Source organism: Citrobacter sp. R4 (assembly GCF_026719175.1).
Classification (GTDB): domain Bacteria; phylum Pseudomonadota; class Gammaproteobacteria; order Enterobacterales; family Enterobacteriaceae; genus Citrobacter_A; species Citrobacter_A sedlakii.
Window position 1 is genome coordinate 604,440 of sequence record NZ_JAPPSU010000001.1, and the last position, 22,938, is coordinate 627,377.

At 54.8% G+C, this 22,938-nt stretch carries 24 protein-coding genes and 1 riboswitch; of the genes, 12 read left to right on the plus strand and 12 right to left on the minus strand.

Annotation, left to right across the window (positions count from 1 at the left end; translation table 11 throughout):
* Positions 1–28 precede the first annotated feature (28 nt).
* Complete coding sequence (locus OOJ60_RS02770; protein ID WP_042287812.1) at positions 29–1,402, minus strand: MFS transporter; 1,374 nt, start codon at positions 1,400–1,402, stop codon at positions 29–31.
* A gap of 176 nt (positions 1,403–1,578) precedes the next feature.
* Between OOJ60_RS02770 and kdgR the strand changes: the two genes are divergently transcribed.
* Positions 1,579–2,370, plus strand: coding sequence for a DNA-binding transcriptional regulator KdgR (kdgR, locus tag OOJ60_RS02775; protein ID WP_042287810.1), 792 nt, complete (start codon positions 1,579–1,581; stop codon positions 2,368–2,370).
* 111 nt (positions 2,371–2,481) lie between these two features.
* On the opposite strand, the gene OOJ60_RS02780 is transcribed toward kdgR, so the two are convergent.
* On the minus strand, positions 2,482–2,721 hold the full coding sequence (locus tag OOJ60_RS02780) for a YobH family protein (RefSeq protein ID WP_181821474.1): 240 nt from the start codon (positions 2,719–2,721) through the stop codon (positions 2,482–2,484).
* Positions 2,722–2,879: 158 nt separating this feature from the next.
* On the opposite strand from OOJ60_RS02780, the gene mgrB reads away from it, so the two are divergent.
* From mgrB to rlmA, 6 genes are all read left to right on the plus strand, one after another.
* A complete protein-coding gene (gene mgrB / locus OOJ60_RS02785) occupies positions 2,880–3,023 on the plus strand; it encodes a PhoP/PhoQ regulator MgrB (protein ID WP_042287804.1) in 144 nt (47 codons plus the stop codon).
* 74 nt (positions 3,024–3,097) lie between these two features.
* On the plus strand, positions 3,098–3,385 hold the full coding sequence (locus OOJ60_RS02790; protein ID WP_042287801.1) for a YebO family protein: 288 nt from the start codon (positions 3,098–3,100) through the stop codon (positions 3,383–3,385).
* A gap of 655 nt (positions 3,386–4,040) precedes the next feature.
* Complete coding sequence (locus OOJ60_RS02795; protein ID WP_042287799.1) at positions 4,041–4,157, plus strand: DUF2627 domain-containing protein; 117 nt, start codon at positions 4,041–4,043, stop codon at positions 4,155–4,157.
* 39 nt (positions 4,158–4,196) lie between these two features.
* The gene (gene cspE / locus OOJ60_RS02800) at positions 4,197–4,406 is read left to right on the plus strand and encodes a transcription antiterminator/RNA stability regulator CspE (protein ID WP_001062678.1); all 210 of its coding nucleotides are present in this window, start codon (positions 4,197–4,199) and stop codon (positions 4,404–4,406) included.
* 219 nt (positions 4,407–4,625) lie between these two features.
* Positions 4,626–6,371 (plus strand): peptidoglycan glycosyltransferase FtsI, encoded by a 1,746-nt coding sequence (gene ftsI / locus OOJ60_RS02805; RefSeq protein WP_205611896.1) that lies wholly within the window; start codon positions 4,626–4,628, stop codon positions 6,369–6,371.
* Between the two features lie 63 nt (positions 6,372–6,434).
* Positions 6,435–7,244: a 23S rRNA (guanine(745)-N(1))-methyltransferase gene (rlmA, locus tag OOJ60_RS02810; protein ID WP_205611897.1), complete on the plus strand. Its 810-nt coding sequence runs from the start codon at positions 6,435–6,437 to the stop codon at positions 7,242–7,244.
* Here the strand turns inward: rlmA and mntP are convergent.
* The 5 genes from mntP to manX form a co-directional block, all read right to left on the minus strand.
* Positions 7,241–7,807, minus strand: a complete 567-nt coding sequence (gene mntP, locus OOJ60_RS02815; protein ID WP_060569600.1) for a manganese efflux pump MntP — start codon at positions 7,805–7,807, stop codon at positions 7,241–7,243. The two genes, rlmA and mntP, sit on opposite strands and share 4 nt — an antisense overlap.
* Positions 7,808–7,920: 113 nt before the next feature.
* Positions 7,921–8,023, minus strand: a riboswitch (yybP-ykoY riboswitch).
* Positions 8,024–8,219: 196 nt separating this feature from the next.
* Positions 8,220–8,678 carry a DUF986 family protein gene (locus tag OOJ60_RS02820; protein ID WP_042287791.1) on the minus strand — a complete coding sequence of 153 codons (459 nt, stop codon included), beginning with the start codon at positions 8,676–8,678 and terminating at the stop codon, positions 8,220–8,222.
* Between the two features lie 57 nt (positions 8,679–8,735).
* The gene (locus tag OOJ60_RS02825) at positions 8,736–9,587 is read right to left on the minus strand and encodes a PTS mannose transporter subunit IID (protein WP_024132703.1); all 852 of its coding nucleotides are present in this window, start codon (positions 9,585–9,587) and stop codon (positions 8,736–8,738) included.
* 12 nt (positions 9,588–9,599) lie between these two features.
* Positions 9,600–10,400: a PTS mannose/fructose/sorbose transporter subunit IIC gene (locus OOJ60_RS02830; protein WP_042287787.1), complete on the minus strand. Its 801-nt coding sequence runs from the start codon at positions 10,398–10,400 to the stop codon at positions 9,600–9,602.
* Between the two features lie 57 nt (positions 10,401–10,457).
* Positions 10,458–11,426 carry a PTS mannose transporter subunit IIAB gene (manX, locus tag OOJ60_RS02835; RefSeq protein WP_205611898.1) on the minus strand — a complete coding sequence of 323 codons (969 nt, stop codon included), beginning with the start codon at positions 11,424–11,426 and terminating at the stop codon, positions 10,458–10,460.
* Positions 11,427–11,740: 314 nt separating this feature from the next.
* On the opposite strand from manX, the gene OOJ60_RS24810 reads away from it, so the two are divergent.
* A complete protein-coding gene (locus OOJ60_RS24810) occupies positions 11,741–11,881 on the plus strand; it encodes a protein YoaL (protein ID WP_373887566.1) in 141 nt (46 codons plus the stop codon).
* On the plus strand, positions 11,869–13,428 hold the full coding sequence (gene yoaE / locus OOJ60_RS02840; protein WP_042287780.1) for a CNNM family cation transport protein YoaE: 1,560 nt from the start codon (positions 11,869–11,871) through the stop codon (positions 13,426–13,428). Before OOJ60_RS24810 ends, yoaE begins: the two co-directional genes overlap by 13 nt.
* Positions 13,429–13,434: 6 nt before the next feature.
* Here yoaE and OOJ60_RS02845 read toward each other — a convergent pair whose 3' ends face one another.
* The 4 genes from OOJ60_RS02845 to pabB all read right to left on the minus strand — a co-directional run bounded on the left by OOJ60_RS02845 (position 13,435) and on the right by pabB (position 19,493).
* Positions 13,435–15,033, minus strand: a complete 1,599-nt coding sequence (locus OOJ60_RS02845; protein ID WP_205611899.1) for an EAL domain-containing protein — start codon at positions 15,031–15,033, stop codon at positions 13,435–13,437.
* A gap of 149 nt (positions 15,034–15,182) precedes the next feature.
* Positions 15,183–16,547: an L-serine ammonia-lyase gene (gene sdaA, locus OOJ60_RS02850; RefSeq protein ID WP_042287775.1), complete on the minus strand. Its 1,365-nt coding sequence runs from the start codon at positions 16,545–16,547 to the stop codon at positions 15,183–15,185.
* A 1,002-nt stretch (positions 16,548–17,549) separates the two neighbouring features.
* Positions 17,550–18,128, minus strand: a complete 579-nt coding sequence (locus OOJ60_RS02855; RefSeq protein ID WP_205611900.1) for a CoA pyrophosphatase — start codon at positions 18,126–18,128, stop codon at positions 17,550–17,552.
* 3 nt (positions 18,129–18,131) lie between these two features.
* The gene (gene pabB / locus OOJ60_RS02860; protein ID WP_205611901.1) at positions 18,132–19,493 is read right to left on the minus strand and encodes an aminodeoxychorismate synthase component 1; all 1,362 of its coding nucleotides are present in this window, start codon (positions 19,491–19,493) and stop codon (positions 18,132–18,134) included.
* 73 nt (positions 19,494–19,566) lie between these two features.
* On the opposite strand from pabB, the gene OOJ60_RS02865 reads away from it, so the two are divergent.
* The gene (locus tag OOJ60_RS02865; protein WP_042287725.1) at positions 19,567–19,746 is read left to right on the plus strand and encodes a YoaH family protein; all 180 of its coding nucleotides are present in this window, start codon (positions 19,567–19,569) and stop codon (positions 19,744–19,746) included.
* Between the two features lie 4 nt (positions 19,747–19,750).
* Here OOJ60_RS02865 and OOJ60_RS02870 read toward each other — a convergent pair whose 3' ends face one another.
* Positions 19,751–20,095: a RidA family protein gene (locus tag OOJ60_RS02870; RefSeq protein WP_060569604.1), complete on the minus strand. Its 345-nt coding sequence runs from the start codon at positions 20,093–20,095 to the stop codon at positions 19,751–19,753.
* 128 nt (positions 20,096–20,223) lie between these two features.
* On the opposite strand from OOJ60_RS02870, the gene OOJ60_RS02875 reads away from it, so the two are divergent.
* Both OOJ60_RS02875 and tsaB read left to right on the plus strand, forming a co-directional pair.
* The gene (locus OOJ60_RS02875; protein WP_200033016.1) at positions 20,224–22,134 is read left to right on the plus strand and encodes an ATP-dependent DNA helicase; all 1,911 of its coding nucleotides are present in this window, start codon (positions 20,224–20,226) and stop codon (positions 22,132–22,134) included.
* Between the two features lie 57 nt (positions 22,135–22,191).
* The gene (gene tsaB, locus OOJ60_RS02880) at positions 22,192–22,887 is read left to right on the plus strand and encodes a tRNA (adenosine(37)-N6)-threonylcarbamoyltransferase complex dimerization subunit type 1 TsaB (RefSeq protein WP_205611902.1); all 696 of its coding nucleotides are present in this window, start codon (positions 22,192–22,194) and stop codon (positions 22,885–22,887) included.
* Positions 22,888–22,938 lie beyond the last annotated feature (51 nt).

The following is a 22,938-nucleotide window of genomic DNA, read 5'->3' on the forward strand; positions in this document are numbered from 1 at the left end:
TGAATGCGCGTCTTTTGACGCGCATTTTTTACGCCTGCGAACGAGGTTGAGTGATGCGTAATCCACTCACCACGGCCGCCACCGACGCCAGAATACCGGCTGCCAGCAGGGAAACGTGCGTGCCGTTATCACCGAAATGGTTGAGCATAAGGGCAACCAATGCCGCGCCCGTACTTTGTCCCAGCAGACGTGCTGTTCCCAGCATACCGCTCGCGCCGCCGCTGCGTTCGCGCGGGGCTGACGTGATAATGGTGTGATTGTTTGGCGACTGGAACAGTCCAAAACCCGCCCCGCATAAAATCATCGGCCAGATGATATTAAAGTCGGACGGCGCAGAAGGCAGCAACACCAGCGCGAACAGGCCGCATGCCATCACCACCATGCCCATCGCGCCAAGTAATCCGGCGTGAACACGCTCGATCAGATACCCCGCCAGCGGGGCCATCACCATTGTGGCCAGCGGCCAGGGGGTCAACAGCAAGCCGGTTTCCACTTCACTACGTCCCAGAACCGTTTGCAGATAAAAAGGCAGGGAGACCATTGCCAGCATTTGAGCGCAGAAAGAGCAGATGGATGTGCCAATCGACAGGGAAAAAAGCGGAATACGCAGCAGATCGACCGGCAACAGCGGCACAGGAAGGGCCAACTGTCGGCGGATAAATAAGTAACCTACTATCATCAGCGCCACCAGCTCCGCGGTAATTAACGTCAGCGATTGTCCTTGCGCAAAACCACTGAGGGCCGTGATTAACAGACCAAACGTCAAGGCATTCATGATCGCGCTCGGGAGATCGAAGCGTGGTTTATTCTCCCGCGGCGCGTTGGGCGGCAGATAGCGGATTGCCAGCAGCAGGGCGATAATGCCCAGCGGGACATTAATTAAAAACAGCCACTTCCATGATGAGATGGAGAGGATGGCGGCGGCAATGGTGGGGCCAGCGGCAGACGAGACGGCGACAATAAACGAGTTAATCCCCATTCCGCGTCCCAGATGGCGCTGGGGGTAGATCAGACGGATGAGCGCCGTATTGACGCTCATTAACGCCGCGCCACCGAAACCCTGCGCCACACGCGCCACGGTGAGCATCTGTAACGAGTCGGAAAGCGCGCAGAAAAGCGAAGCCAGCAGAAAGACCACCAGTCCGCATTTGTAAATACGGCGATAGCCAAACATATCGCCAAGAAAAGACAGTGACAGTAACGAAACGACAATCGCGATTTGGTAAGCGTTAACCACCCAGATAGAGCTGGCGGCAGAAGCCTGGAGATCGGTGGCGATGGTGGGCAACGCCACATTAGCGATCGCGCCATCAAGCACGGCCATTGAGATCCCGATGACGATGGTGAAAATAGCACCGTAGCGCTGCGGAAGCGGCAGACCGTCGGCCTGTGATTTATTCATATGGTTGATAGTTTTTGCGAGGAGTATGATCAGGGTAGCGATTTTAGCACTGATATTCAGGCCTTATGTCGCAGATTTGTAACGAAGTAAGCAAAGATGGATTGCGGCCGCCTGGCGCTGAAATTATAATAAAAACTCGTTCTGATTTTTATAAAACACTCGTAATGAGGTGATAAATGGCTAACGCAGATCTGGATAAACAGCCCGATTCTGTATCTTCCGTGCTAAAGGTTTTTGGCATTTTGCAGGCGCTGGGAGAAGAGCGTGAAATAGGGATTACCGAGCTGTCTCAGCGCGTCATGATGTCAAAGAGCACCGTTTATCGCTTTTTGCAGACCATGAAAACCCTGGGCTATGTGGCGCAGGAAGGCGAATCAGAGAAGTATTCTCTGACGCTCAAACTGTTTGAACTGGGCGCGCGTGCGTTGCAAAACGTCGATCTTATCCGCAGCGCCGATATCCAGATGCGAGAACTTTCCCGTCTGACCAAAGAGACGGTGCACCTGGGGGCGCTGGATGAAGACAGCATCGTTTACATCCATAAAATCGACTCCATGTACAATCTGCGCATGTACTCCCGAATTGGCCGCCGTAACCCGCTGTACAGTACCGCGATTGGTAAAGTCCTGCTGGCCTGGCGCGACCGTGAGGAAGTGAAGCAAATTCTTGACGGCGTTGAGTATAAACGCAGCACCGAACGTACCATCACCACCACGGAAGCGTTGCTGCCGCTGCTGGATAAGGTGCGCGAGCAGGGCTACGGCGAAGACAATGAAGAACAGGAAGAGGGATTGCGCTGCATCGGGGTGCCGGTATTCGACCGTTTTGGCGTAGTGATCGCCGGTCTCAGCATTTCTTTCCCGACCCTACGTTTCTCTGAAGAACGCTTGCACGAGTATGTTGAAATGCTGCATACCGCCGCACGTAAAATCTCTGAGCAAATGGGCTATAACGACTATCCGTTTTGACAATCTACGGAATGAGATGACGCGTTAACGCAACGCGAGGCGTGACAAGAAATACAGGGGCAAATCGTTCCTGTATTTCTTATTTGCTTCCTCTCCCGCTTCGGCAGAAGATCAATTATTATCCACCACCACTGCGCTTTTGCGTAGCAGCGGGCAGTTCGTTAAACCAATGATGCCGCTATCAGAATGAATATATTGCGCAGTCGCCGTGCCGCGGGCCGTTAAGTATTTACACTGCAGGCCCAATCCGGCTGCGTTCTCCTGGCTGCCGATCAGCACACCATACCCACTCAGTAACAGGCCAATCCAGACCAGCGCAAGCAAAACAATAGCGCGAATAATCAAACGCATTATGACCTCTTTTCTTTTGTTGGTGAGACTGAGCTTAACGGCTACAACTATTGAAACAAGTGAATGATTCCTAAAAGATGCTATTGTCGCTACAGTTAGCCCCGGTTTAAGTAGCGCATGGTAATTTAGCGCCATAAGGTGTTGAAGCGGAGAGTGGAGTGAAAAAGTTTCGATGGGTCATTCTGGTTGTTGTTGTACTCGTGTGCCTGCTGCTGTGGGCTCAGGTGTTCAACCTCATGTGCGATCAGGATGTTCAATTCTTCAATGGAATTTGCGCCATCAATAAATTTATCCCCTGGTGATGCCATTTTCGCATCCGTTGATTTCCTTCCTCTGGCGCGGTGGTAGAATAGCGCGTCTATTGTGAGGTGGTGAAATGAACGAAGTTGTAAATTCTGGCGTGCTTAATTTTGCGTCATTGATTGTATCGGTGGGGGTTCTGGTTGTCGGTCTGGTGCTGTGGTTCTTCGTTAACCGCGCCAGCTCTCGAACGAACGAGCAGATAGAACTGCTTGAAGCGTTACTGGAACAACAGAAGCGGCAAAATGCATTGCTGCGCCGCCTCTGTGAAGCCAACGAACCGGAGAAAACCACGGAAGCGCCAAAAGCAGTGAATGACGCAAAAGAGGATGATGGCATCATCCGTCTTGTTGCAGAGCGTTAATCCAGCGGTAAGAACGGGAGTGACGTTGCCTGCCATCGCGTCACTCCTGCATGTCGCTTTTGCAGGCGCACTTTATTTGTGCATTCCTCACCGCTTCGTTATATCCCTTTTTCCTCGTTCTATTAAACTGTTAACGTGCGCTGTCTCGGTATTATATTTTCTTAACCGGGAATAACGCGTTGGTTTTCGTTATGTGATAACGATCGTTTTTATTTTTATCGAAACGTTTCTCTCCCTTTTTTTGTGCATTGTCATCATTCTTTCATTAAATTAGTGCATAAGAAGAGAAGAAAACCCGGCAGGGTAAAATGTTTTGGAATTTATGCAACCCGACATTTTTGCGTTGAAACAATTTATGCATAACAAAGCAGAATTTGTGAAAACGCCGTAAACCAACAAAATGATCGGGGATAAGCTGGCGGTTCTGAAACTCCTGGTCTATGGTTAACAAGTCCTTGTTGCGCAACCGATCCGGCGAAGGTGCTGGAACGCCGCGGGAATATAACGATACGCGTGTTGACGCATAACTGTGCAGATACACCTTATCGTCTCGTGAGATTTGTGCGACGGATCGAGACACGTTTAAAAATGGCTTGCCATAATTAACGTTGTATGTGATAACACGTTTTGGGTTAAACGAGGTACAGTTCTGTTTATGTGTGGCATTTTCAGTAAAGAAGTCCTGAGTAAACACGTTGTCGTTGAATACCGCTTCTCTGCCGAACCTTATATTAGTGCCTCATGCAGTAATGTCTCAGTTTCATCTAGGTAATGCCTGCGGGCAAAGAAAACACTCTAAGGAATTTTGCAAATGGCAAAGATTAAAGGTCAAGTTAAGTGGTTCAACGAGTCTAAAGGTTTTGGCTTTATTACTCCGGCAGACGGCAGCAAAGATGTGTTTGTACACTTCTCCGCTATCCAGGGTAATGGCTTCAAAACTCTGGCTGAAGGCCAGAACGTTGAGTTCGAAATTCAGGACGGCCAGAAAGGCCCGGCTGCTGTTAACGTAACCGCTATCTGATCGACACCACTGATTTGAAGCGCTCGCGCGCATCACACTCAGATTTAAAGCCTCGCGAATGCGGGGCTTTTTAATTCATAATCCTTCAAAATATTTCAAAACCCTCATCCGTTAGTGGTTTGTTGCAAAGCCGCGACATTATTAGCATTGTTCCCCCCGCATTCCTGCCGGATTTCTCGTTAAATCAATCACCTGAAAAGAATGAAAGCCGGAGTACAGGTGAAAAAGAAAAATGAAGGGGCGGCGAGAAACTTCACGCCAGCGCGCTTCGCGCTCCTCTGTCTCGCCATATTGCTCAGTCTTGGGCTGCTGCTGGGGCGGGTGGCATGGCTACAAATTGTGACGCCCGACACGCTGGTAAAACAAGAAGATATGCGTTCGTTACGCCATGTGACCACGGCTTCGCCGCGCGGGATGATAACCGACCGGGAAGGTCGTCCGCTGGCGGTCAGCGTTCCGGTCAACGCCGTCTGGGCGGATCCGAAAACGCTGATCGGCAAGGGTGGGGTAGGATATAACGAACGCTGGCAGGCGCTGGCAAAAACGCTGCATCTTTCGCTGAGTACGCTGGCGGCCCGGGTCAATCGCGATCCGTCCAGCCGCTTTCTTTATCTCGCCCGTCAGGTCTCGCCGCAGCAGGCGCAGTGGATCGATAAGCTTAATCTGCCAGGGATCAATTTGCGCGAAGAATCCCGTCGTTTTTATCCCGCAGGTCACGTCGCGGCGAATCTCATCGGCTTTACCAATATCGACGGCCAGGGCATCGAAGGCGTGGAGAAAAGTTTTAACGCGCAACTGATGGGCAAACCGGGGTCGCGCCTGGTGCGAAAAGATAAGTTTGGTCATGTGATTGAGAACATTACTGAAGTCAGTCCAGTCCCGGCGCACAATTTGCAGCTCAGTATTGATGAGCGGTTGCAAACCATAACGGAAGACGCGCTGGATAACGCCGTCACCTGGAACAAAGCGGAGTCGGGGGCCGCTATTCTAGTGAGCATTGCCACCGGCGAGGTGCTGGCGATGGCGAACTACCCGGACTTTAACCCGAACAATCGTGACGGCGCGGTGCTGGATGATTTCCGTAATCGTGCCATCAGCGACACCTTTGAGCCGGGGTCGACGGTGAAGCCGCTGGTCATTATGACGGCGTTGCAGCAGGGCATAGTGCAGCCGGACAGTGTCATTGATACCCATCCGTTTACCCTCGATGGACATCGCATACGCGACGTGGGATTTTATCCGGAGCTTACGCTGACCGGTATTTTACAGAAGTCGAGTGATACCGGCGTGTCGCATTTGTCATTGGCGATGCCGGTTCAGAGGCTGATCGATACCTATAAAAACTTTGGCTTCGGTCAACCGACAGGGCTGGGGCTTACCGGCGAAAGTCGCGGGCTGATGCCGCAGCGCCGCTACTGGAGCGATCTCGATCGGGCGACGTTTGCCTTTGGCTACGGGCTGATGGTCACACCGTTACAACTGGCGCACGTTTACGCCACGATTGGCAGTTTCGGTATCTACCGACCACTCTCTATTACCCGCATAGACCCGCCGGTGATGGGAAAACGGGTGATGCCCCAAGCGCTGGTTAAACAGGTAGAACATATGATGGAAAGCGTCGCCTTGCCGGGAGGCGGCGGGACGAAGGCCGCCGTGCGGGATTACCGGGTGGCGGTGAAAACCGGTACCGCCAAGAAGATTGGCGCTGACGGGAAATATGTTGATAAATATGTGGCCTATACCGCCGGTGTCGCGCCAGCAAGCGCGCCGAAATTTGCGCTGGTGGTGGTGATCAACGATCCGCAAAACGGTTCGTATTATGGCGGTGCGGTGTCCGCGCCCGTTTTCAGCCAGATAATGGGGGATGTGCTGCGTCTGGAAAATGTAAAACCGGACGGCATGCCTGCCGATTCCAGTCATCTGCTGGTAATGCATGGCGCGCAGGCGCCTGAGACCACGTGGTGACATATTCTCCCGGGGCGCAAATCGCGCTACACTTGCGCCCTTTAGCAGCCTGCCGGAGTTACTATGTCGTTTTCCTGCCCCCTATGTCACCTGCCGCTTAAACAGGTGAAGAACAGCTATCTCTGTCCACAGCGTCATCAGTTTGACGTGGCGAAAGAGGGGTATGTGAATCTGCTGCCGGTACAACACAAACGTTCACGCGATCCGGGTGACAGTGCCGAAATGATGCAGGCGCGACGCGCCTTTCTGGACGCGGGGCATTATCAACCGCTGCGTGACGCCGTGGTGGCGCAACTCTATGGGCGTCTGGACGTTCCGGCCCCGTCGATTCTGGATATCGGCTGCGGGGAGGGGTACTACACCCATGCCTTTGCTGACGCTCTCCCTGCGGCTACCCTTTATGGACTGGACGTCGCGAAGGTGGCCATTAAAGCCGCCGCAAAACGCTATCCGCAGGTCACGTTTTGTGTGGCATCCAGCCATCGCCTGCCGTTTGCCGACGCCAGCCTGAACGCCATTGTCAGGATTTACGCACCGTGTAAGGCCGCCGAACTGGCGCGGGTGGTTAAACCCGGCGGATGGGTGATCACCGCCACGCCAGGGCCGCGTCATTTAATGGAGCTGAAAGGGCTGATCTATGATGACGTGCGCCTTCATGCGCCGCATGCGGAACAGCTGGAAGGATTCACTTTAGTCGAGTCGGTTTCTCTCGCTTACCCCATGTCCCTGAGTGGGCAGGCAGCGGTGGCGTTGTTGCAGATGACGCCATTCGCCTGGCGGGCGAAAGCGGAAGTGTGGACGGCGCTGGCCGACAGAGAGACCTTTGATTGCCAGACGGACTTTAGTCTGCACATCTGGCAACGCGCGGCTTAACCGTGAAAGTGCGTCCAGAGGATCTGGACGCCAATGCCAATCAGGACCAACCCGCCAAGTATTTCGGCCCGTTTACCGAGCAGGGGACCGATAAAACGGCCGACCATCATACCCGTCGTTGACATGATCAGAGTCGCGCAGCCGATAGCCAGCGCGGTGGCAATGATATTGACCTGCAGGAACGCCAGACCTACGCCAACGGCCATCGCGTCGAGGCTGGTGGCGATGGCGGTGGTCACCAGCAACCAGAAACCATGACGGCGCAGGGGTTCTTCATCCTCGTCGTTACCGCCGCGAATGCCTTCAATCATCATCCTGCCGCCAAGAAAAACCAGCAGGATAAAGGCGATCCAGTGGTTCCACTCCAGCACGAACTTACTTGCCAGCATCCCCAGCCCCCAGCCGATCAGCGGCGTCAGGGTTTCGACCGCGCCGAAAATCAGTCCCGTGCGCAGGGCTTCAGAAAATTTAGGTTTGTGCAGCGTGGCGCCTTTACCAATGGATGCGGCAAATGCATCCATTGACATACCGAAAGCGAGAATAATTGTGGCGGTGATATTCATGACAGCGTCCTGACCGGGGTTTCCATAAAACACACCACTGCCCCCAGTAAACATGCATGCCGGAACAATGTTCTGTGGCCTGCACAGCAGTTGATGCGCCTATGGTCTCGCCTGACTCAACTGACGATGAGTCCGTACGCGCCACGTTTTGCAACGAGTATGTTGACACGTACATTTCCGGAGTCTGGAAATCGGCTACTCCCCAATGACGGCGCAACCTTAACATATTTTGAGAATATAAAACAACTGCGGGGGAATATTATTTGACTTCTAATTGAAAACGATTTTCATTTGGCTTTAATTATTGAAAAAACGTTAAAATAAATAACATTTCCGAAGCGGATATATAGCCTGAGCTATGTTTTTGTTACCGAAAAAAACAGTAAAACATTGCCCAGGCTATAACTGTAACTCACTGAGAGGAAACAAGAAGTTTATATATTTTTTCGAGGTCATCGATATTCCGAACGCGAATGAGTAAACGCCGTTGCTCTAATTGCATCACCAGAACGCCATCTTCCGATAAATTCATCTCTTTAATCCGGTTATATTCTATCCACACATTGGCGAAGAAAAAGCCTTGCTGCTTGAAGATGATTCTGGGCGCGCGGATCCAGAAAATATAAAAGCCCATCAACGCCAGCGCACATAATAACCAGGTGGTCAGAATTGCCCCATGGCTGGTGACGTTGTTGTAGATCAGAATGGCGAGTAAACCGATGAAAATAACGCTGTCCACGCGTCCCCGACGTAGCAGGGGGATAGCAAGCAGAGTGGGGCCGTTGCGGCGGGGCATGATGAACTGATCGTAAATCGCGTATGCCAGTAACGCGGCGATAAAGAAAACCAGCACCAGGTCCGTGATCGACATCTGTCCTCCAGAGAAAATAAAAACGGGGCCGTTTGGCCCCGGTAGTGTACAACAGTCTTACTGGCCCAGCAGGCCGACGGCGTAACCTGCGATACCGATGACGAAGAAGCCAACGATAATCCACAGCGGGTTAACTTTCTTACGCAGCAGCCACATACAGGCGAAGGTCAGCAGCAGCGGCACCAGGCCCGGCATCAACTGGTCGAGGATGGTCTGAACTGTGGTGACGCGGGTCTGTCCGTCCTGACCGGTGATCGTGGAAACCACCAGTGGAATATTGACGTGCGTCCACTTGTTCACCAACGCCCCCATGACAAACAGGCCGAGGATTGACGCCCCCTCAGTCAGTTTTTGCAGGAAGCCGCCGCCCATATCCTTAACGATATCGACGCCTTTGCGATAACCGTAGGCCACGCCGTAGTAGCGGGTCGCCAGGCGCACCAGGTTAAACAGAATGAAGAACAGCAGCGGACCAAGCAGGCTACCGCTCATCGCGATCCCGGCGCCTAATGCCGCGAATACTGGACGTACGGTACCCCAGAAAATCGGGTCGCCGACGCCCGCCAGCGGTCCCATCAGACCGACTTTGATACCGTTGATCGCGCCATCGTCAATCTCTGCGCCGTTGGCGCGCTGTTCTTCCATCGCCAGCGTGACGCCGAGAACCGGTGCGGCAACGTACGGATGGGTATTAAAGAATTCCAGGTGACGTTTGATGGCCTGCTTACGCGCATCGTTGTTCTCCGGATACAGACGGCGAATGGCCGGTACCATGGAGAAGCAGAAACCCAGCGCCTGCATACGTTCGAAGTTCCATGAACCCTGAAACAGGTTAGAACGGATGAACACGCCACGAATGTCACTCTGAGTGAGTTTTTTCTCGGTGGTAGTTTTAGTCATATCAACCATTTCGTTCACCTGTTAGTCCAGTTCGTTATCGAGATCGTTGTTACCCGCGGCCTGTACTGGCGCACCTGCGACACGGTTATATTTCGGGCTCAACTGAATGTAGAGGATGGCCATGACCGCGCCAATCACACCCAGAGCAACCAGGTTGAAGTTAGTAAACGCCGCAGTGACGAAGCCGAGGTAGAAGAACGGCATCAGATAGCCTGCGCGCATCATATTGATGACCATCGCGTAACCGACGACCACAATCATGCCGCCGGCGATGTTCAGACCGCCTGTCACCACTTCCGGAATCGCGTTCAGCATGCCCTGAACTTCGCTGGTGCCTACGGAGATCGCCACGATCACCGCCGGGATAGCGATACGCATCGCCTGCAGGAACAGGGAGGAAACGTGTAGCCAGGAGAGCGCCGTCAGGTTGCCGCTTTCCGCGGCTTTATCCGCAGCGTGCTGGAATGCGACAGTGATGGTACGAACGATAATGGTCAGCACCTGGCCTGCCGCGGCCAGCGGGATCGCCAGCGCAATACCGGCGCCAATGCTTTGATGACCCGCGATAACCAGAACGGTCGAGATAATAGAGGCCAGTGCGGCATCCGGTGCGACCGCAGCACCGATGTTCATCCAGCCCAGCGCGATCATTTCCAGGGTACCACCGATGATAATACCGGTTTTCATATCCCCGAGAACGGCGCCAATGAGCGTACAGGCCACCAGTGGGCGGTGGAACTGAAATTCATCAAGTACCGACTCCATACCCGCGATACATGCGACGATGAACACCAGCACAATCTGAAGAGTGGTAATCTCCATTGTACTTCTCCTATTGCTATACAGACATATGTGTGAAAGCTAATTAAATGCCGGTGGTTACTTGCCCACTTTGGCGATCAAATCCATCATTTTCAGTTTTGGATCGGTGGAAACTTTCCGCGCTTCAAGTTCAATCCCGCGCGCGTTGAGTTTATTGAAGGCTTCGATATCTTTCGCATCGACGGAGATTGCGTTGTTCACCTGGGTTTTACCCTGACGGAAAGCCATACCGCCAATGTTGACAGAGGTGATCTTCACGCCGCCTTCCACAATACGTTCGACGTCGGTCGGGTTAGTGAACAGCAGCATCACACGCTCGCCGGCATATTTCGGGTTGTTGTAAACGCGAATCATCTTGGCGACGTCAACCACATGGGCCGTCACGCCGGGCGGTGCGACCTGGGTTAACAGTGTTTTACGCACGGTATCCGCAGCCACTTCGTCGCTGACGACGATAATGCGGGTCACGTTCGTTTCTTTAGTCCAGCGGGTCGCCACCTGACCGTGGATTAAACGGTCATCGATGCGCGCAAGGCCAATCACCATATAATCATTCGGTCCCATCGGCTTCGCGGGGGCCGCCGCTTTAGGCGCAGCGGCGATAGGCGCAGGCGCCGCCGTTTCAACCGGTTTCGCTTTCAGCGCTTTCACGCCTTCGCGACCGGTTTCGACAGCAAGCTGCACCAGCTCGTCAAAGCTCGGGTTGTCGTCTCGCGCCATAAAGGTTTCAACCAGCATAGGAATATTGACGCCAGCGATCACTTCGTAATGCTCTTTGTCGACGACAATGCGGCTGGCAGCGTTAAACGGACTGCCACCCCACGTATCGACGAGAAACAGCACGCCGTTGCTGGTGTCGAGTTTTGCTAGCTGAGCGTTGTACTTTTCGATCAGTGTCTCAGCGTTTTCACCAGGAACGAAATCGATCCAGCCGACGTTTTCCTGCTCGCCTAACAACATCTCTGCTGTTTTGAGTAACTGCTCTGCAGCCCAACCATGTGTGCCTATCACAATAGCAATGGTCACTTGCTACCTCCTTTATTATCGTTAACACATCATTCAGTAAGATGTATTTGAATCGTCGTCCGCAATCGAATCGATTCAGATAAGGGTTACAATGAAAAAGCAATGAGTTTCGTGAATTATTTTAGATATCGAAAAAAATATTTTATGTGATGAAGATCCGTAATTTAGCTTTCGCCGATGAGAAATTTCGTAGAGTAAAATATCCCTGTTACATTTCTTTGCAAAGGAAGGTAAATCTTTGCCAAAAATGCATTCTCTCTGTTATGTTTAACGTCCGTTTAACTTATCAGGAGTATAGGGCACCAGCCCGCTATATGGATCGTCACCGACGTCATTTCACTTTCAGGCCGCAACGCGCCTGCCAGTCTGGCATTTCGTGTCACACTTTTCGTCTGCATATTGCCGTATCGCCTGTTAACCATTCCTTAAGCAGGAGCTTGTCATGGAATTCTTAATGGACCCTTCAATTTGGGCGGGTTTGCTCACGCTCGTCGTTCTTGAAATTGTTCTGGGTATCGATAACCTGGTCTTTATTGCAATTCTTGCGGATAAGCTGCCGCCAAAGCAGCGTGACAAAGCGCGCCTTATCGGTTTATCGCTCGCGCTGATTATGCGCCTGGCGCTACTGTCCATCATTTCCTGGATGGTGACCCTGACCAAACCGCTGTTCTCCGTTATGGATTTCACCTTCTCTGGCCGCGACCTGATTATGCTGCTGGGGGGGATATTCCTGCTGTTCAAGGCGACAACAGAACTGCATGAACGGCTGGAAAACCGTGAGCACGATTCAGGGCATGGAAAAGGCTACGCCAGTTTCTGGGTGGTGGTCACGCAGATCGTTATTCTTGACGCCGTGTTCTCACTTGATGCGGTGATTACTGCGGTCGGTATGGTGAACCATCTGCCGGTGATGATGGCGGCCGTGGTGATCGCCATGGCGGTAATGCTGCTGGCGTCGAAGCCGCTGACCCGTTTCGTCAACCAGCACCCAACGGTGGTGGTGCTCTGTCTCAGCTTCCTGCTGATGATCGGTCTTAGCCTCGTGGCGGAAGGTTTTGGTTTCCATATACCGAAAGGGTATCTGTACGCGGCGATTGGTTTCTCGATCATCATTGAGGTGTTTAATCAGATTGCGCGTCGCAACTTCATTCGCCATCAGTCAACGTTACCGCTGCGCGCCCGTACCGCCGACGCCATCCTGCGTTTGATGGGCGGTAAACGCCAGGCTGCCGTGGCCCATGAGCCGGACAGCCAGACAGCGGTGCCCATTCCGGAAGGCGCATTTGCGGAAGAAGAACGCTATATGATTAACGGCGTCCTGACCCTGGCCCAGCGCTCGCTGCGCGGTATCATGACACCGCGCGGGGAAATCAGTTGGGTGGACGCGAACCTGAGCGTGAATGAAATTCGCGAGCAACTGCTTTCTTCGCCGCATAGTCTGTTCCCGGTGTGCCGTGGCGAACTGGATGAGATCATTGGTATCGTGCGGGCGAAAGAACTGTTGGTGGCGCTGGAAGAGGGCGTTGACGTGGCGGCGATCGCCTCGGCTTCGCCTGCGATAGTGGTCCCGGAAACGCTGGATCCTATCAACCTGCTCGGCGTACTGCGCCGCGCCCGCGGCAGTTTTGTGATCGTCACCAACGAGTTTGGCGTCGTACAGGGGCTGGTGACGCCGCTGGACGTGCTGGAAGCTATCGCCGGAGAGTTCCCGGATGCTGACGAAACGCCGGAAATCACCGCTGACGGTAACGGCTGGTTAGTGAAAGGCGGCACCGATCTCCACGCGTTGCAACAGGCGCTGGCGGTGGACAATTTGGTTAATGAGGATGAAGATATCGCGACGGTGGCCGGTCTGGTGATTGCTGCGAAGGGACACATCCCCCATGTTGGAGAGGTGGTTGAGGTCGCCCCGCTCAGCATTACCATTGTCGACGCTAACGACTATCGCGTGGATCTGGTGCGAATTGTTAAAGAGCAGCCTGCGCACGATGAAGAGGAGTAATCGCCTCTAGCGCAGCGGTATCACGGGCGTCATGCGCCCGTTATGCCTGGCGGGAGGCGGCAGGCTTCCCGCCAGCCACTGCGGAAAATCACGCAGCGGCATGGGTTTCGCATAAAGATAGCCTTGCAGCAAATGCACGCCATGACGGCGCAAATACTGCGCCTGTTCCTGCGTTTCCACTCCTTCCGCGACCAGTTCAATGTTCAGTCGTTGCCCGAGGGCGATAATAATGTCGGTCACCGTCGAGTTAACGGCGTCGGTGCCAATGGCATGGGTGAACGACTTATCAATTTTCAGCACGTCCGGGCGCAGCTTTTCCAGCCATGACAGCGAGCTATTACCGGTGCCGAAATCATCGATCGCCAGTTTGATATGCTGGCGCTGCATTTCGCGAACGGTACGATAGTCCACATCCCGCAGGGCATCGCGTTCCGTTAGTTCAATAACCAGTTGCTGCACAGGCTGTGCGCTGAACCAGTACTGGTCCAGATCCCTCAGTAGCTCACCCTTATGAAAGTGGCTGGCGGCAACGTTGATGCCGATATGAAACTGGTGGCTCATCGGGAAAAAATGCCGTTGCCGAATGGTTTCCGCTATCACATACCGGGTCAACGGCGCGATGAGATGATGTTCTTCCGCGATAGGAATAAACACGTCCGGTGAGATCCAGCCCTGACGCGGGTTATTCCAGCGCAGCAAGATTTCCACCCCTGTACACTGCTGCGTGTGCGCGTCCAGTAGCGGCTGGCAGAACAGTTCAAACTCCCGCTGGGCGATGGCGAGGTTAATTTCCCAGGAGAAACTCACCCGGTTGGCGGTGACCAGCCACATGAGATACCCCACCAGCAGGCTTAGCAGGAGGGCCAGCGGCAACTGGGTCGGTAACGTCCTCAACGCCAGTGCCTCTGCACCCGGGCCGGTGACGCTGATGGTAAAGGGAAAGTGCTGCGAGTGATGTTGATAGCGCTCATCTCCATCGAGAGGAGGCAGAGTAGCGACGACACCCTTACCGTAAAGGAGATGGCGGTTGCCGACCGTCAGACTGGCGTGGGTAATTTGCGGTTTTCGCGGCTCCAGCAATAAAGAGATGAGCAGGTCGATGTTTATCACCTCCAGCAGACCGTCTTTGCCATCGGGCGAAGCGGGATACCACTGGATCAGAATAGGGGTGCCAGCAATAAGTACCGCGTCTGTGGAAAGCAACAGCCTGGCATCCGCAACTGGGAGATCGGGCTGAAGCTGGCGGATCGGAACATCGCGCAGGCCAAGCACGCTGGAGCAATACAGCACGCCGTTTCGCACCAGCGCGATAGCCCGTACCGTTTGCAGCCTGGCGACCTCTTTACGTAAAGGCAGGTGCGCCGAGGCGCAGGGAAGCCCAATTAAAGGCAGTAGATTGTCGCGTCCGTTTTGCAAGGGACGGAGGATCTCATCCAGTGAGGCCACCGCGCGGGAGGCAAAGGTGGCGGTGCGCTGCTGATTTAAATTCCGCTCCGAAATAAATCGAACGCTCAGCGTCAGAATGAGTGTCACCAGCGCACAAAGCGTGCAAAGAATAAAACGTCTGCGGCGATATTTTTTTATGATCCGTTGTGCTGTCTGCATGCAGGCCACCCGAAAACCGTCGGCCACAAAAGCCAACCGTAACAGAGCAAGTGTAGTGGGGAAAATGCGGGCCGACGAGAGAGGGCAAAAAATTTCGCCCATCCGTGGCAGATGGGCGAAAGGAAAATTATGCGTGTGAGTGGGCGGGCTTAGTCACACTGCACTTTGATCGCCAGACCGCCGCGAGACGTTTCCCGGTATTTCGCGTTCATGTCTTTACCGGTTTCGTACATCGTTTCGATGACTTTATCCAGCGAGACGCGGGGCGCGCTGGTACGGCGCATGGCCATCCGCGCAGCGTTGATCGCTTTGACCGAGGCAATGGCGTTCCGCTCGATGCACGGAACCTGAACCTGACCGGCAACCGGATCGCAGGTCAGCCCCAGGTTATGCTCCATGCCGATTTCCGCGGCAACGCATACCTGCTCCGGACTGGCGCCCAGCAGTTCCGCCAGGCCTGCGGCAGCCATTGAACACGCCACGCCGACTTCACCCTGACAGCCCACTTCCGCGCCGGAAATGGAGGCGTTCATTTTATACAGCGCGCCGATCGCCCCGGCCGCCAGGAAGTAGCGGGTATAGATATCCGGGCTGACGGATTCAATAAAGTGATCGTAATAGGCCAGCACAGCAGGCACGATCCCGCACGCCCCGTTTGTCGGCGCGGTAACCACGCGCCCACCGGCAGCGTTTTCTTCGTTGACCGCGAGAGCAAACATGTTCACCCAGTCAATCACGTTCATCGGATCGCTGGACAGCTTGTCGCTGGAAACCAGCATCCGGCGCAGCGCGGAAGCACGGCGCGGTACGCGTAACGGCCCCGGCAGCACGCCTTCGGTGTTCATCCCGCGATCGATACAGGCCTGCATGGTCTGCCAGACGTGACCAAAATAGTCTTCGATCTCTTTCTTGCTGTGCAGCGCCAGTTCGTTTTGCATGGCCAGCCCTGAAAGCGACAGACCGGTGCTGTTGCAAAAGCCCAGCAGTTCGGTAGCCGATTTGAACGGATACGGCACACTGACTTCACCAGCGGCGTCCTGACCGAAATGTTCTTCATCGACGATAAATCCCCCGCCGATAGAATAATACGTTTTGCTATAGACAACGTTATCCCCGCTGTAGGCGTGGATCTGCATGCCGTTTTCATGCAGCGGCAGGTTGCCATTGTGAAAACGCATCCCGTCATTTTGCGGGAAATCGACTTCATGCTGGCCCTGCGCCAGCAGCAGGCGACCGCGATTTTCAACATCGCGGATGAAACCCGGAATGCTGTCAATATCTACGGTGGCAGGTTCGTTGCCTGCCAGGCCCATAATAATGGCGATATCGGTGTGGTGACCTTTACCCGTGAGCGACAGTGAACCATACACGTCGACGGCAACACGGGTAACGCTATCCAGTAATCCTTTTTCGACCAGGTCATCGACGAACTGTTTACCCGCCTTCATAGGCCCTACAGTATGGGAAGATGAGGGACCAATCCCCACCTTAAACATGTCGAATAGACTAATCACGATAATACTCCTGACAGGGTGACTGGAAACTTCCAGAAACGATGTAATAACTGCGCATAGTGTAAGAGGGAACGTCGGCATCAGCTTAACTATTCACATGAATTAAACTAATGAGTAACCGCGTTTTTACTAATGTTGTGACGGGAGTTTCAGGTTGTGTTGTTTGCGCGTAAAGATAAGTATAGCTTGCGGGACTTGAGGGGGAATTTCCCTGCCGGTGTAACAGATACCCTTTTCAGATCGCAGGATGTCTCTCCATGTAACCCCGCAGAAAGGTTCCGTTCGCCCCATGTTCTGTGCCTCTCAGGGCATCTGACCTCCGCAGCGGCGGGCAGATGCTCAACCCATCACAGCGAAACTCATCTCCCTGAAAAGCAGAGCGTGGCAGCGATGATCCGGTCCGGCGTGAAAATCGATGAGCCGTTGACGGCTGACCGGGGCCGCCCGCAGGGAAGCGGGCGGAGGGGGCGGCCTGCGGGGAGGCAGGCTCGCCCCCGACCCGACAGGCAGACGGCAAAAGGCGAATGCACCACGCAGTGGCGATTTTCCCTGCCGGGAGCCTGGGTTGCAAGGGAGGCGGCGGCGAGCCTCCCTTGCGCGTTCACGGGTGCTGAAAGTTCAGAGAAGCACTGCCCGTATGGTGAACGCAACCTGTTGCCGGTGTGACAGATATCCTTTTCAGATCGCAGGATGTCTCATCATGCAACCTGTTGCCGGTGTAACAGATATCCTTTTCAGATCGCAGGATATCTCATCATGCAACCTGTTGCCGGTGTAACAGATATCCTTTTCAGATCGCAGGATATCTCATCATGCAACCTGTTGCCGGTGTAACAGATATCCTTTTCAGATCGCAGGATGTCTCTTCATGCAACCTGTTGCCGGTGTGACAGATACCCTGTTCAGATCGCAGGATGTCTCATCATGCAACCTGTTGCCGGTGTGACAGATATCCTTTTCAGAGCGCAGGCTATATTTTCCGTTTGGCCTTGCGCCATAACCCTACGGCTTCACGCCAATCTGCAATGCCAGTTCACGAATGATGCCCGCGGTCATACCCCAGACGAAATAATGCTCATACCATGACAGCCATACGCGGTGAGAATCGCCTCGACGGTAAACGTCCAACGGATGGTAGCGCCCCAGATGCAGCGCCTGTGCCAGCGGCATTTCAAACACAGCGGATACCTCATCCTCACTGGCGCGATAAGGTAGGTTTGGCGGGATCACGCCCACCACTGGCGTCACCTGGTACCCGGTGACGCTATCCACGGGCGGCAAAACGCCAATCACGTCCACCACTTCCGGCGGAATAGCCACCTCTTCCTGCGCTTCACGCAGAGCGGCGGCGATAAGCGACACATCAGTACTGTCTACCGCGCCGCCGGGAAAGGCCACCTGTCCGGCATGCTTGCGCAGATGCACGGAACGCTGGGTCAGTAGCAGCCCGGGCTGAGGACGACGCACCACCGGAATGAGAACCGCAGCCTGGCGCTGATTGAGCGACGCACGATTGATCTGCGGTCGCAAAAGTTGGAAGCGTGATAAAAAATCATCCAGCGTCAGGCCTGTGTTTTCCACGGGTTAGTTCTCCAGTTGATGCAAAATACGGTTCACTTTATCAAACGTTTCCTGATATTCCGCCTGTTCCTCGCTATCGGCCACAATGCCGCCTCCGGCAGAGCAGTATAGCTGACCGTTAACCGCTGTGAGGGTGCGAATAGTAATGCTGGTGTCCATATTGCCGCACACGCTCAGGTAGCCGATACTGCCGCACCAGGCGTTGCGGCGATGGGGTTCCAGTTCATCGATAATCTCCATCGCCCGCACTTTTGGCGCGCCGGTAATGGAGCCGCCCGGGAACGCAGCGCGAAGGAGATCCGTGGCGTGGCGCGTCGCGGGCAGTTGCGCGGTGATGGTGCTGACCAGGTGATGCACCGCCGGAAACGGTTCAACGACAAACAGTTCCGGCACTTTCACCGTGCCGGGAATCGCCACGCGGCCGATGTCATTACGCATCAGGTCGACGATCATCAGATTTTCGGCGCGATCTTTTGCCGAATGCGCCAGTCTTTGCGCCTGTTGGCGGTCGGCCTGCGCGTCCGACAGTCGTGGCAGGGTTCCCTTGATCGGCCGGGTCTGAATTTCGCTCTTATCCAGCAATATAAAGCGTTCCGGCGACAGGCTCAGAATCGCCCCTTCGTCAAGACGTATAAAGGCGCTGAACGGCGCGCGGTTGGCCTGATTAAGCTGCGTAAAGGCCAACCATTCATCCCCCTGATACGCTGCCTGAAAACGCTGCGCCAGATTCACCTGATAACAATCGCCGCTGTGCAGGTACGCCTGCACCTGACGGAATTTTTCCCCATACTGTTCGCGGCTCATATTCGACTGCCAGCCGGAGGTCAGCGCAAACGGCGTCCGGGCGGGGGAATGCTGGCTTTTCAGCCAGTCGTAGCGTGCCTGTACGTCGGTATGGCTGAGCAGCGTCACCATGTGGCGGTGATGATCGACAATCAGCGTCCAGTCGTAAATGCCAATCGCCATTTCCGCAAGAGGAATATCCTGCTGCGCAATAGACGGCAATGACTCAAAACGGCGCCCAAGGTCGTAGCCGAATAATCCCAGCGCGCCGCCCTGAAACGGAAGCGCGTCATTAGGCGACGGATGAAGCTGCAGCGTATCCAGCGCCGTTTGCAGCAACGCCAGCGGATCGTCGTGGCTGTCGCGAACGCCATCCGCGTCGCGGATTTGGGTTGCGTCGCCCTGGGTGGTGAGCGTACAGCATGGATCGGCCACCACGATATCAAAACGGCTGTACGGATGATTCGCATGGCCGGAATGCAGCAGCATCGCCCAGGGTAAATGGCTTAGCGGGGCAAAATAGTATTCGGCGGCGTCCTGACGCCAGGGGAGCGTAATAATCGCGGGAGATAACGTCTTCATTGATCCTGACTGTACTGGCTATGTGACGGGTTGCATGAAATAATTAGCGCAGACAATTTAGCAGGAGTTGACGATGTTTGCAGGTTTACCTTCACTCAGCCACGAGCAGCAGCAGAAAGCGGTTGAACGAATCCAGGAACTGATGTCCCAGGGCATGAGCAGCGGTCAGGCGATTGCGCTGGTGGCGGAAGAACTACGCGCCACGCATACCGGCGAACGGATCGTGGCGCGTTTTGACGATGAAGACGAATAGCGACTCAGACCGCCGCGATAATCTTTATCTCAACTTTATATTTCGGGTTCATTAATCCAGCCTGCACCGTGCAGCGCACCGGGGCGTGTCCGGCAACGACCCAGGCGTCCCAGGCTTTGTTCATCGCCGCAAAATCGCTTTTATCCGCCAGGAAAATGGTTGCATCAAGAATACGTGACTTGCTGCTGCCCTGCTGCGCCAGGGCGGCGTCGATCTGCGCCAGCGTATTGGCCGTCTGTTCAAACGCATCGGCGTCCAGATTCGACGGCACGCCGGTGTAGTACAGCGTGTTGTTGTGGATCACCACGTCGGACCAGCGGTCTTCGGCATCAATACGAATAATCGTCATACATTCTTCCTCTTTAACGTTCTGCATACGCGGGCAAACTGCCATATTGTCAGGGCGTCGACATTTCTTCAACTGGCGTAAGACTCTCCGGCCTGACATAATCCCTGTTCAAATTAACAGGGGGTAGTGTGACGGACGATTTTGCACCAGAAGGTCAGCTGGCTAAAGCGATACCGGGTTTTAAACCGCGCGAACCACAGCGACAGATGGCGGTAGCCGTCACACAGGCCATTAAACGTGCGCAGCCGCTGGTGGTGGAAGCCGGGACGGGGACGGGGAAAACCTACGCCTACCTCGCGCCAGCATTGCGCGCGAAAAAGAAAGTGATTATCTCTACGGGGTCGAAGGCCTTGCAGGATCAGCTGTACAGCCGCGATCTGCCGACGGTAGCAAAAGCGCTACAGTACAGCGGCAAACTGGCTCTGCTGAAAGGGCGTTCAAACTATCTTTGCCTCGAACGCCTGGAGCAACAGGCGCTGGCGGGGGGAGACCTGCCGGTGCAGACCTTAAGCGATGTGATCCTGCTGCGCTCCTGGTCGAACCAGACCGAAGATGGCGATATCAGTACCTGCGTCAGCGTAGCCGAAGATTCCCAGGCCTGGCCGTTGGTCACCAGCACTAACGATAACTGCCTCGGTAGCGACTGTCCTCTGTATAAAGACTGCTTCGTGGTAAAAGCGCGTAAAAAAGCGATGGAGGCGGATGTCGTGGTGGTGAACCATCATCTGTTTCTCGCTGACATGGTGGTCAAAGAGAGCGGTTTTGGCGAACTGATCCCGGAGGCGGAAGTGATGATTTTCGACGAAGCCCACCAGCTTCCGGACATTGCCAGCCAGTATTTCGGACAATCGCTTTCCAGTCGCCAACTGATGGATCTGGCGAAAGATATTACCATTGCCTATCGTACCGAGCTGAAAGACACCCAGCAGTTGCAAAAATGTGCCGACCGTCTGGCGCAAAGCGCGCAGGATTTTCGCCTGCAGCTGGGCGAACCGGGGTATCGCGGCAATCTGCGCGAATTGCTGGCAGATCCGCGCGTGCAGCGTGCCTTTTTACTGCTCGATGACACCCTCGAGTTATGTTATGACGTGGCGAAGTTGTCGCTTGGCCGCTCGGCGCTGCTTGACGCCGCCTTTGAGCGCGCCACCCTCTACCGGGCGCGCCTGAAGCGGCTGAAAGAGATCAATCAACCCGGTTACAGCTACTGGTACGAATGCACGTCGCGCAATTTTACCCTTGCGCTGACCCCGTTGACCGTGGCGGACAAATTCAAAGAGGTGATGGAGCAGAAGCCGGGGAGTTGGATCTTCACCTCCGCCACGCTGTCGGTGAACGACGACCTCCACCATTTTACCGCACGTCTGGGTATTGAGCAGGCGGAATCGATGCTGCTGCCCAGCCCATTTGACTACAGCCGTCAGGCATTGCTGTGCGTGCCGCGCAATCTGCCGCAAACCAACCAGCCAGGCGCGGCGCGCCAACTGGCGGCAATGTTAAGACCGATCATCGAAGCCAATAATGGGCGCTGTTTTATGCTCTGTACTTCTCACGCCATGATGCGCGACCTGGCGGAGCAATTTCGCGCGACCATGACGCTGCCGGTACTGCTGCAAGGCGAAACCAGTAAAGGCCAGCTGTTACAGCAGTTCGTCAGCGCCGGTAATGCCCTGCTGGTGGCGACCAGCAGTTTCTGGGAAGGGGTGGATGTGCGCGGCGATACGCTGTCGTTGGTGATTATCGACAAGCTGCCGTTTACCTCGCCGGACGATCCGCTGCTGAAAGCGCGAATGGAAGACTGTCGACTGCGTGGCGGCGATCCGTTTGACGAGGTGCAATTACCCGATGCGGTGATCACCCTGAAACAGGGCGTAGGCCGCCTGATCCGCGATGCCGACGATCGCGGCGTGCTGGTGATTTGCGACAACCGGCTGGTAATGCGCCCCTATGGCGCGACGTTTCTGGCCAGTCTGCCGCCCGCGCCGCGTACCCGGGATATCGCCCGCGCGGTCCGTTTTCTCGCCATGCCTTCAGCGGAGTAATTTACGCTGGAGTATGGTAAGATGCGGGCCATTTTATTGATCTAAGCACGAAAACCCATGCGAATTCTGGCTATCGATACCGCCACAGAAGCCTGTTCTGTCGCTCTGTGGAACGACGGTTCCCTCACGGCTCATTTTGAGCTTTGTCCACGCGAACATACGCAACGTATCCTGCCCATGGTGCAGGACATCCTGACCCGAAGCGGCCTTTCACTCACTGAACTTGACGCGCTGGCCTTTGGACGCGGGCCGGGCAGTTTTACCGGCGTGCGTATTGGTATTGGCATTGCGCAGGGGCTGGCCCTGGGGGCGGAACTGCCGATGATTGGCGTCTCCACGCTGGCGACAATGGCGCAGGGCGCCTGGCGCAAAAGCGGCGCAACCCGCGTACTGGCGGCCATTGACGCGCGCATGGGCGAAGTCTACTGGGCTGAGTATCAGCGTGACGAAAACGGCCTCTGGCACGGCGAAGAAACGGAAGCGGTGCTCAAACCGGAGCAGGTGGAAGGACGGCTGCAGCAGCTCGACGGCGAATGGGTTACCGTGGGAACCGGCTGGCCTGCGTGGCCCGATCTCGGTAAACAGAGCGCTCTGGCGCTGCGTGACGGCGGCATTTTGCTGCCCGCAGCGGAAGACATGCTTCCTGTTGCCCGCCAATTGTTGGCGGCAGGAAAAATGGTCGCCGTTGAACACGCCGAACCGGTTTATTTACGTAACAACGTGGCCTGGAAGAAACTTCCGGGCAAAGAATGAATCTCAGTAGTATGTATGCCCTGGAAATGCACTGGAACTTCGGGGCAGTGC

Excerpts from the sequence above, each read along its gene's own strand:
- OOJ60_RS02770 (WP_042287812.1), bottom strand. The coding sequence starts at position 1,402 with ATGAATAAATCACAGGCCGACGGTCTGCCGCTTCCGCAGCGCTACGGT.
- kdgR (WP_042287810.1), top strand. The coding sequence starts at position 1,579 with ATGGCTAACGCAGATCTGGATAAACAGCCCGATTCTGTATCTTCCGTG.
- OOJ60_RS02780 (WP_181821474.1), bottom strand. The coding sequence starts at position 2,721 with ATGCGTTTGATTATTCGCGCTATTGTTTTGCTTGCGCTGGTCTGGATT.
- OOJ60_RS02790 (WP_042287801.1), top strand. The coding sequence starts at position 3,098 with ATGAACGAAGTTGTAAATTCTGGCGTGCTTAATTTTGCGTCATTGATT.
- OOJ60_RS02795 (WP_042287799.1), top strand. The coding sequence starts at position 4,041 with ATGTGTGGCATTTTCAGTAAAGAAGTCCTGAGTAAACACGTTGTCGTT.
- cspE (WP_001062678.1), top strand. The coding sequence starts at position 4,197 with ATGGCAAAGATTAAAGGTCAAGTTAAGTGGTTCAACGAGTCTAAAGGT.
- rlmA (WP_205611897.1), top strand. The coding sequence starts at position 6,435 with ATGTCGTTTTCCTGCCCCCTATGTCACCTGCCGCTTAAACAGGTGAAG.
- mntP (WP_060569600.1), bottom strand. The coding sequence starts at position 7,807 with ATGAATATCACCGCCACAATTATTCTCGCTTTCGGTATGTCAATGGAT.
- OOJ60_RS02820 (WP_042287791.1), bottom strand. The coding sequence starts at position 8,678 with ATGTCGATCACGGACCTGGTGCTGGTTTTCTTTATCGCCGCGTTACTG.
- OOJ60_RS02825 (WP_024132703.1), bottom strand. The coding sequence starts at position 9,587 with ATGGTTGATATGACTAAAACTACCACCGAGAAAAAACTCACTCAGAGT.
- OOJ60_RS02830 (WP_042287787.1), bottom strand. The coding sequence starts at position 10,400 with ATGGAGATTACCACTCTTCAGATTGTGCTGGTGTTCATCGTCGCATGT.
- OOJ60_RS24810 (WP_373887566.1), top strand. The coding sequence starts at position 11,741 with ATGGATCGTCACCGACGTCATTTCACTTTCAGGCCGCAACGCGCCTGC.
- yoaE (WP_042287780.1), top strand. The coding sequence starts at position 11,869 with ATGGAATTCTTAATGGACCCTTCAATTTGGGCGGGTTTGCTCACGCTC.
- OOJ60_RS02845 (WP_205611899.1), bottom strand. The coding sequence starts at position 15,033 with ATGCAGACAGCACAACGGATCATAAAAAAATATCGCCGCAGACGTTTT.
- pabB (WP_205611901.1), bottom strand. The coding sequence starts at position 19,493 with ATGAAGACGTTATCTCCCGCGATTATTACGCTCCCCTGGCGTCAGGAC.
- OOJ60_RS02865 (WP_042287725.1), top strand. The coding sequence starts at position 19,567 with ATGTTTGCAGGTTTACCTTCACTCAGCCACGAGCAGCAGCAGAAAGCG.
- OOJ60_RS02870 (WP_060569604.1), bottom strand. The coding sequence starts at position 20,095 with ATGACGATTATTCGTATTGATGCCGAAGACCGCTGGTCCGACGTGGTG.
- tsaB (WP_205611902.1), top strand. The coding sequence starts at position 22,192 with ATGCGAATTCTGGCTATCGATACCGCCACAGAAGCCTGTTCTGTCGCT.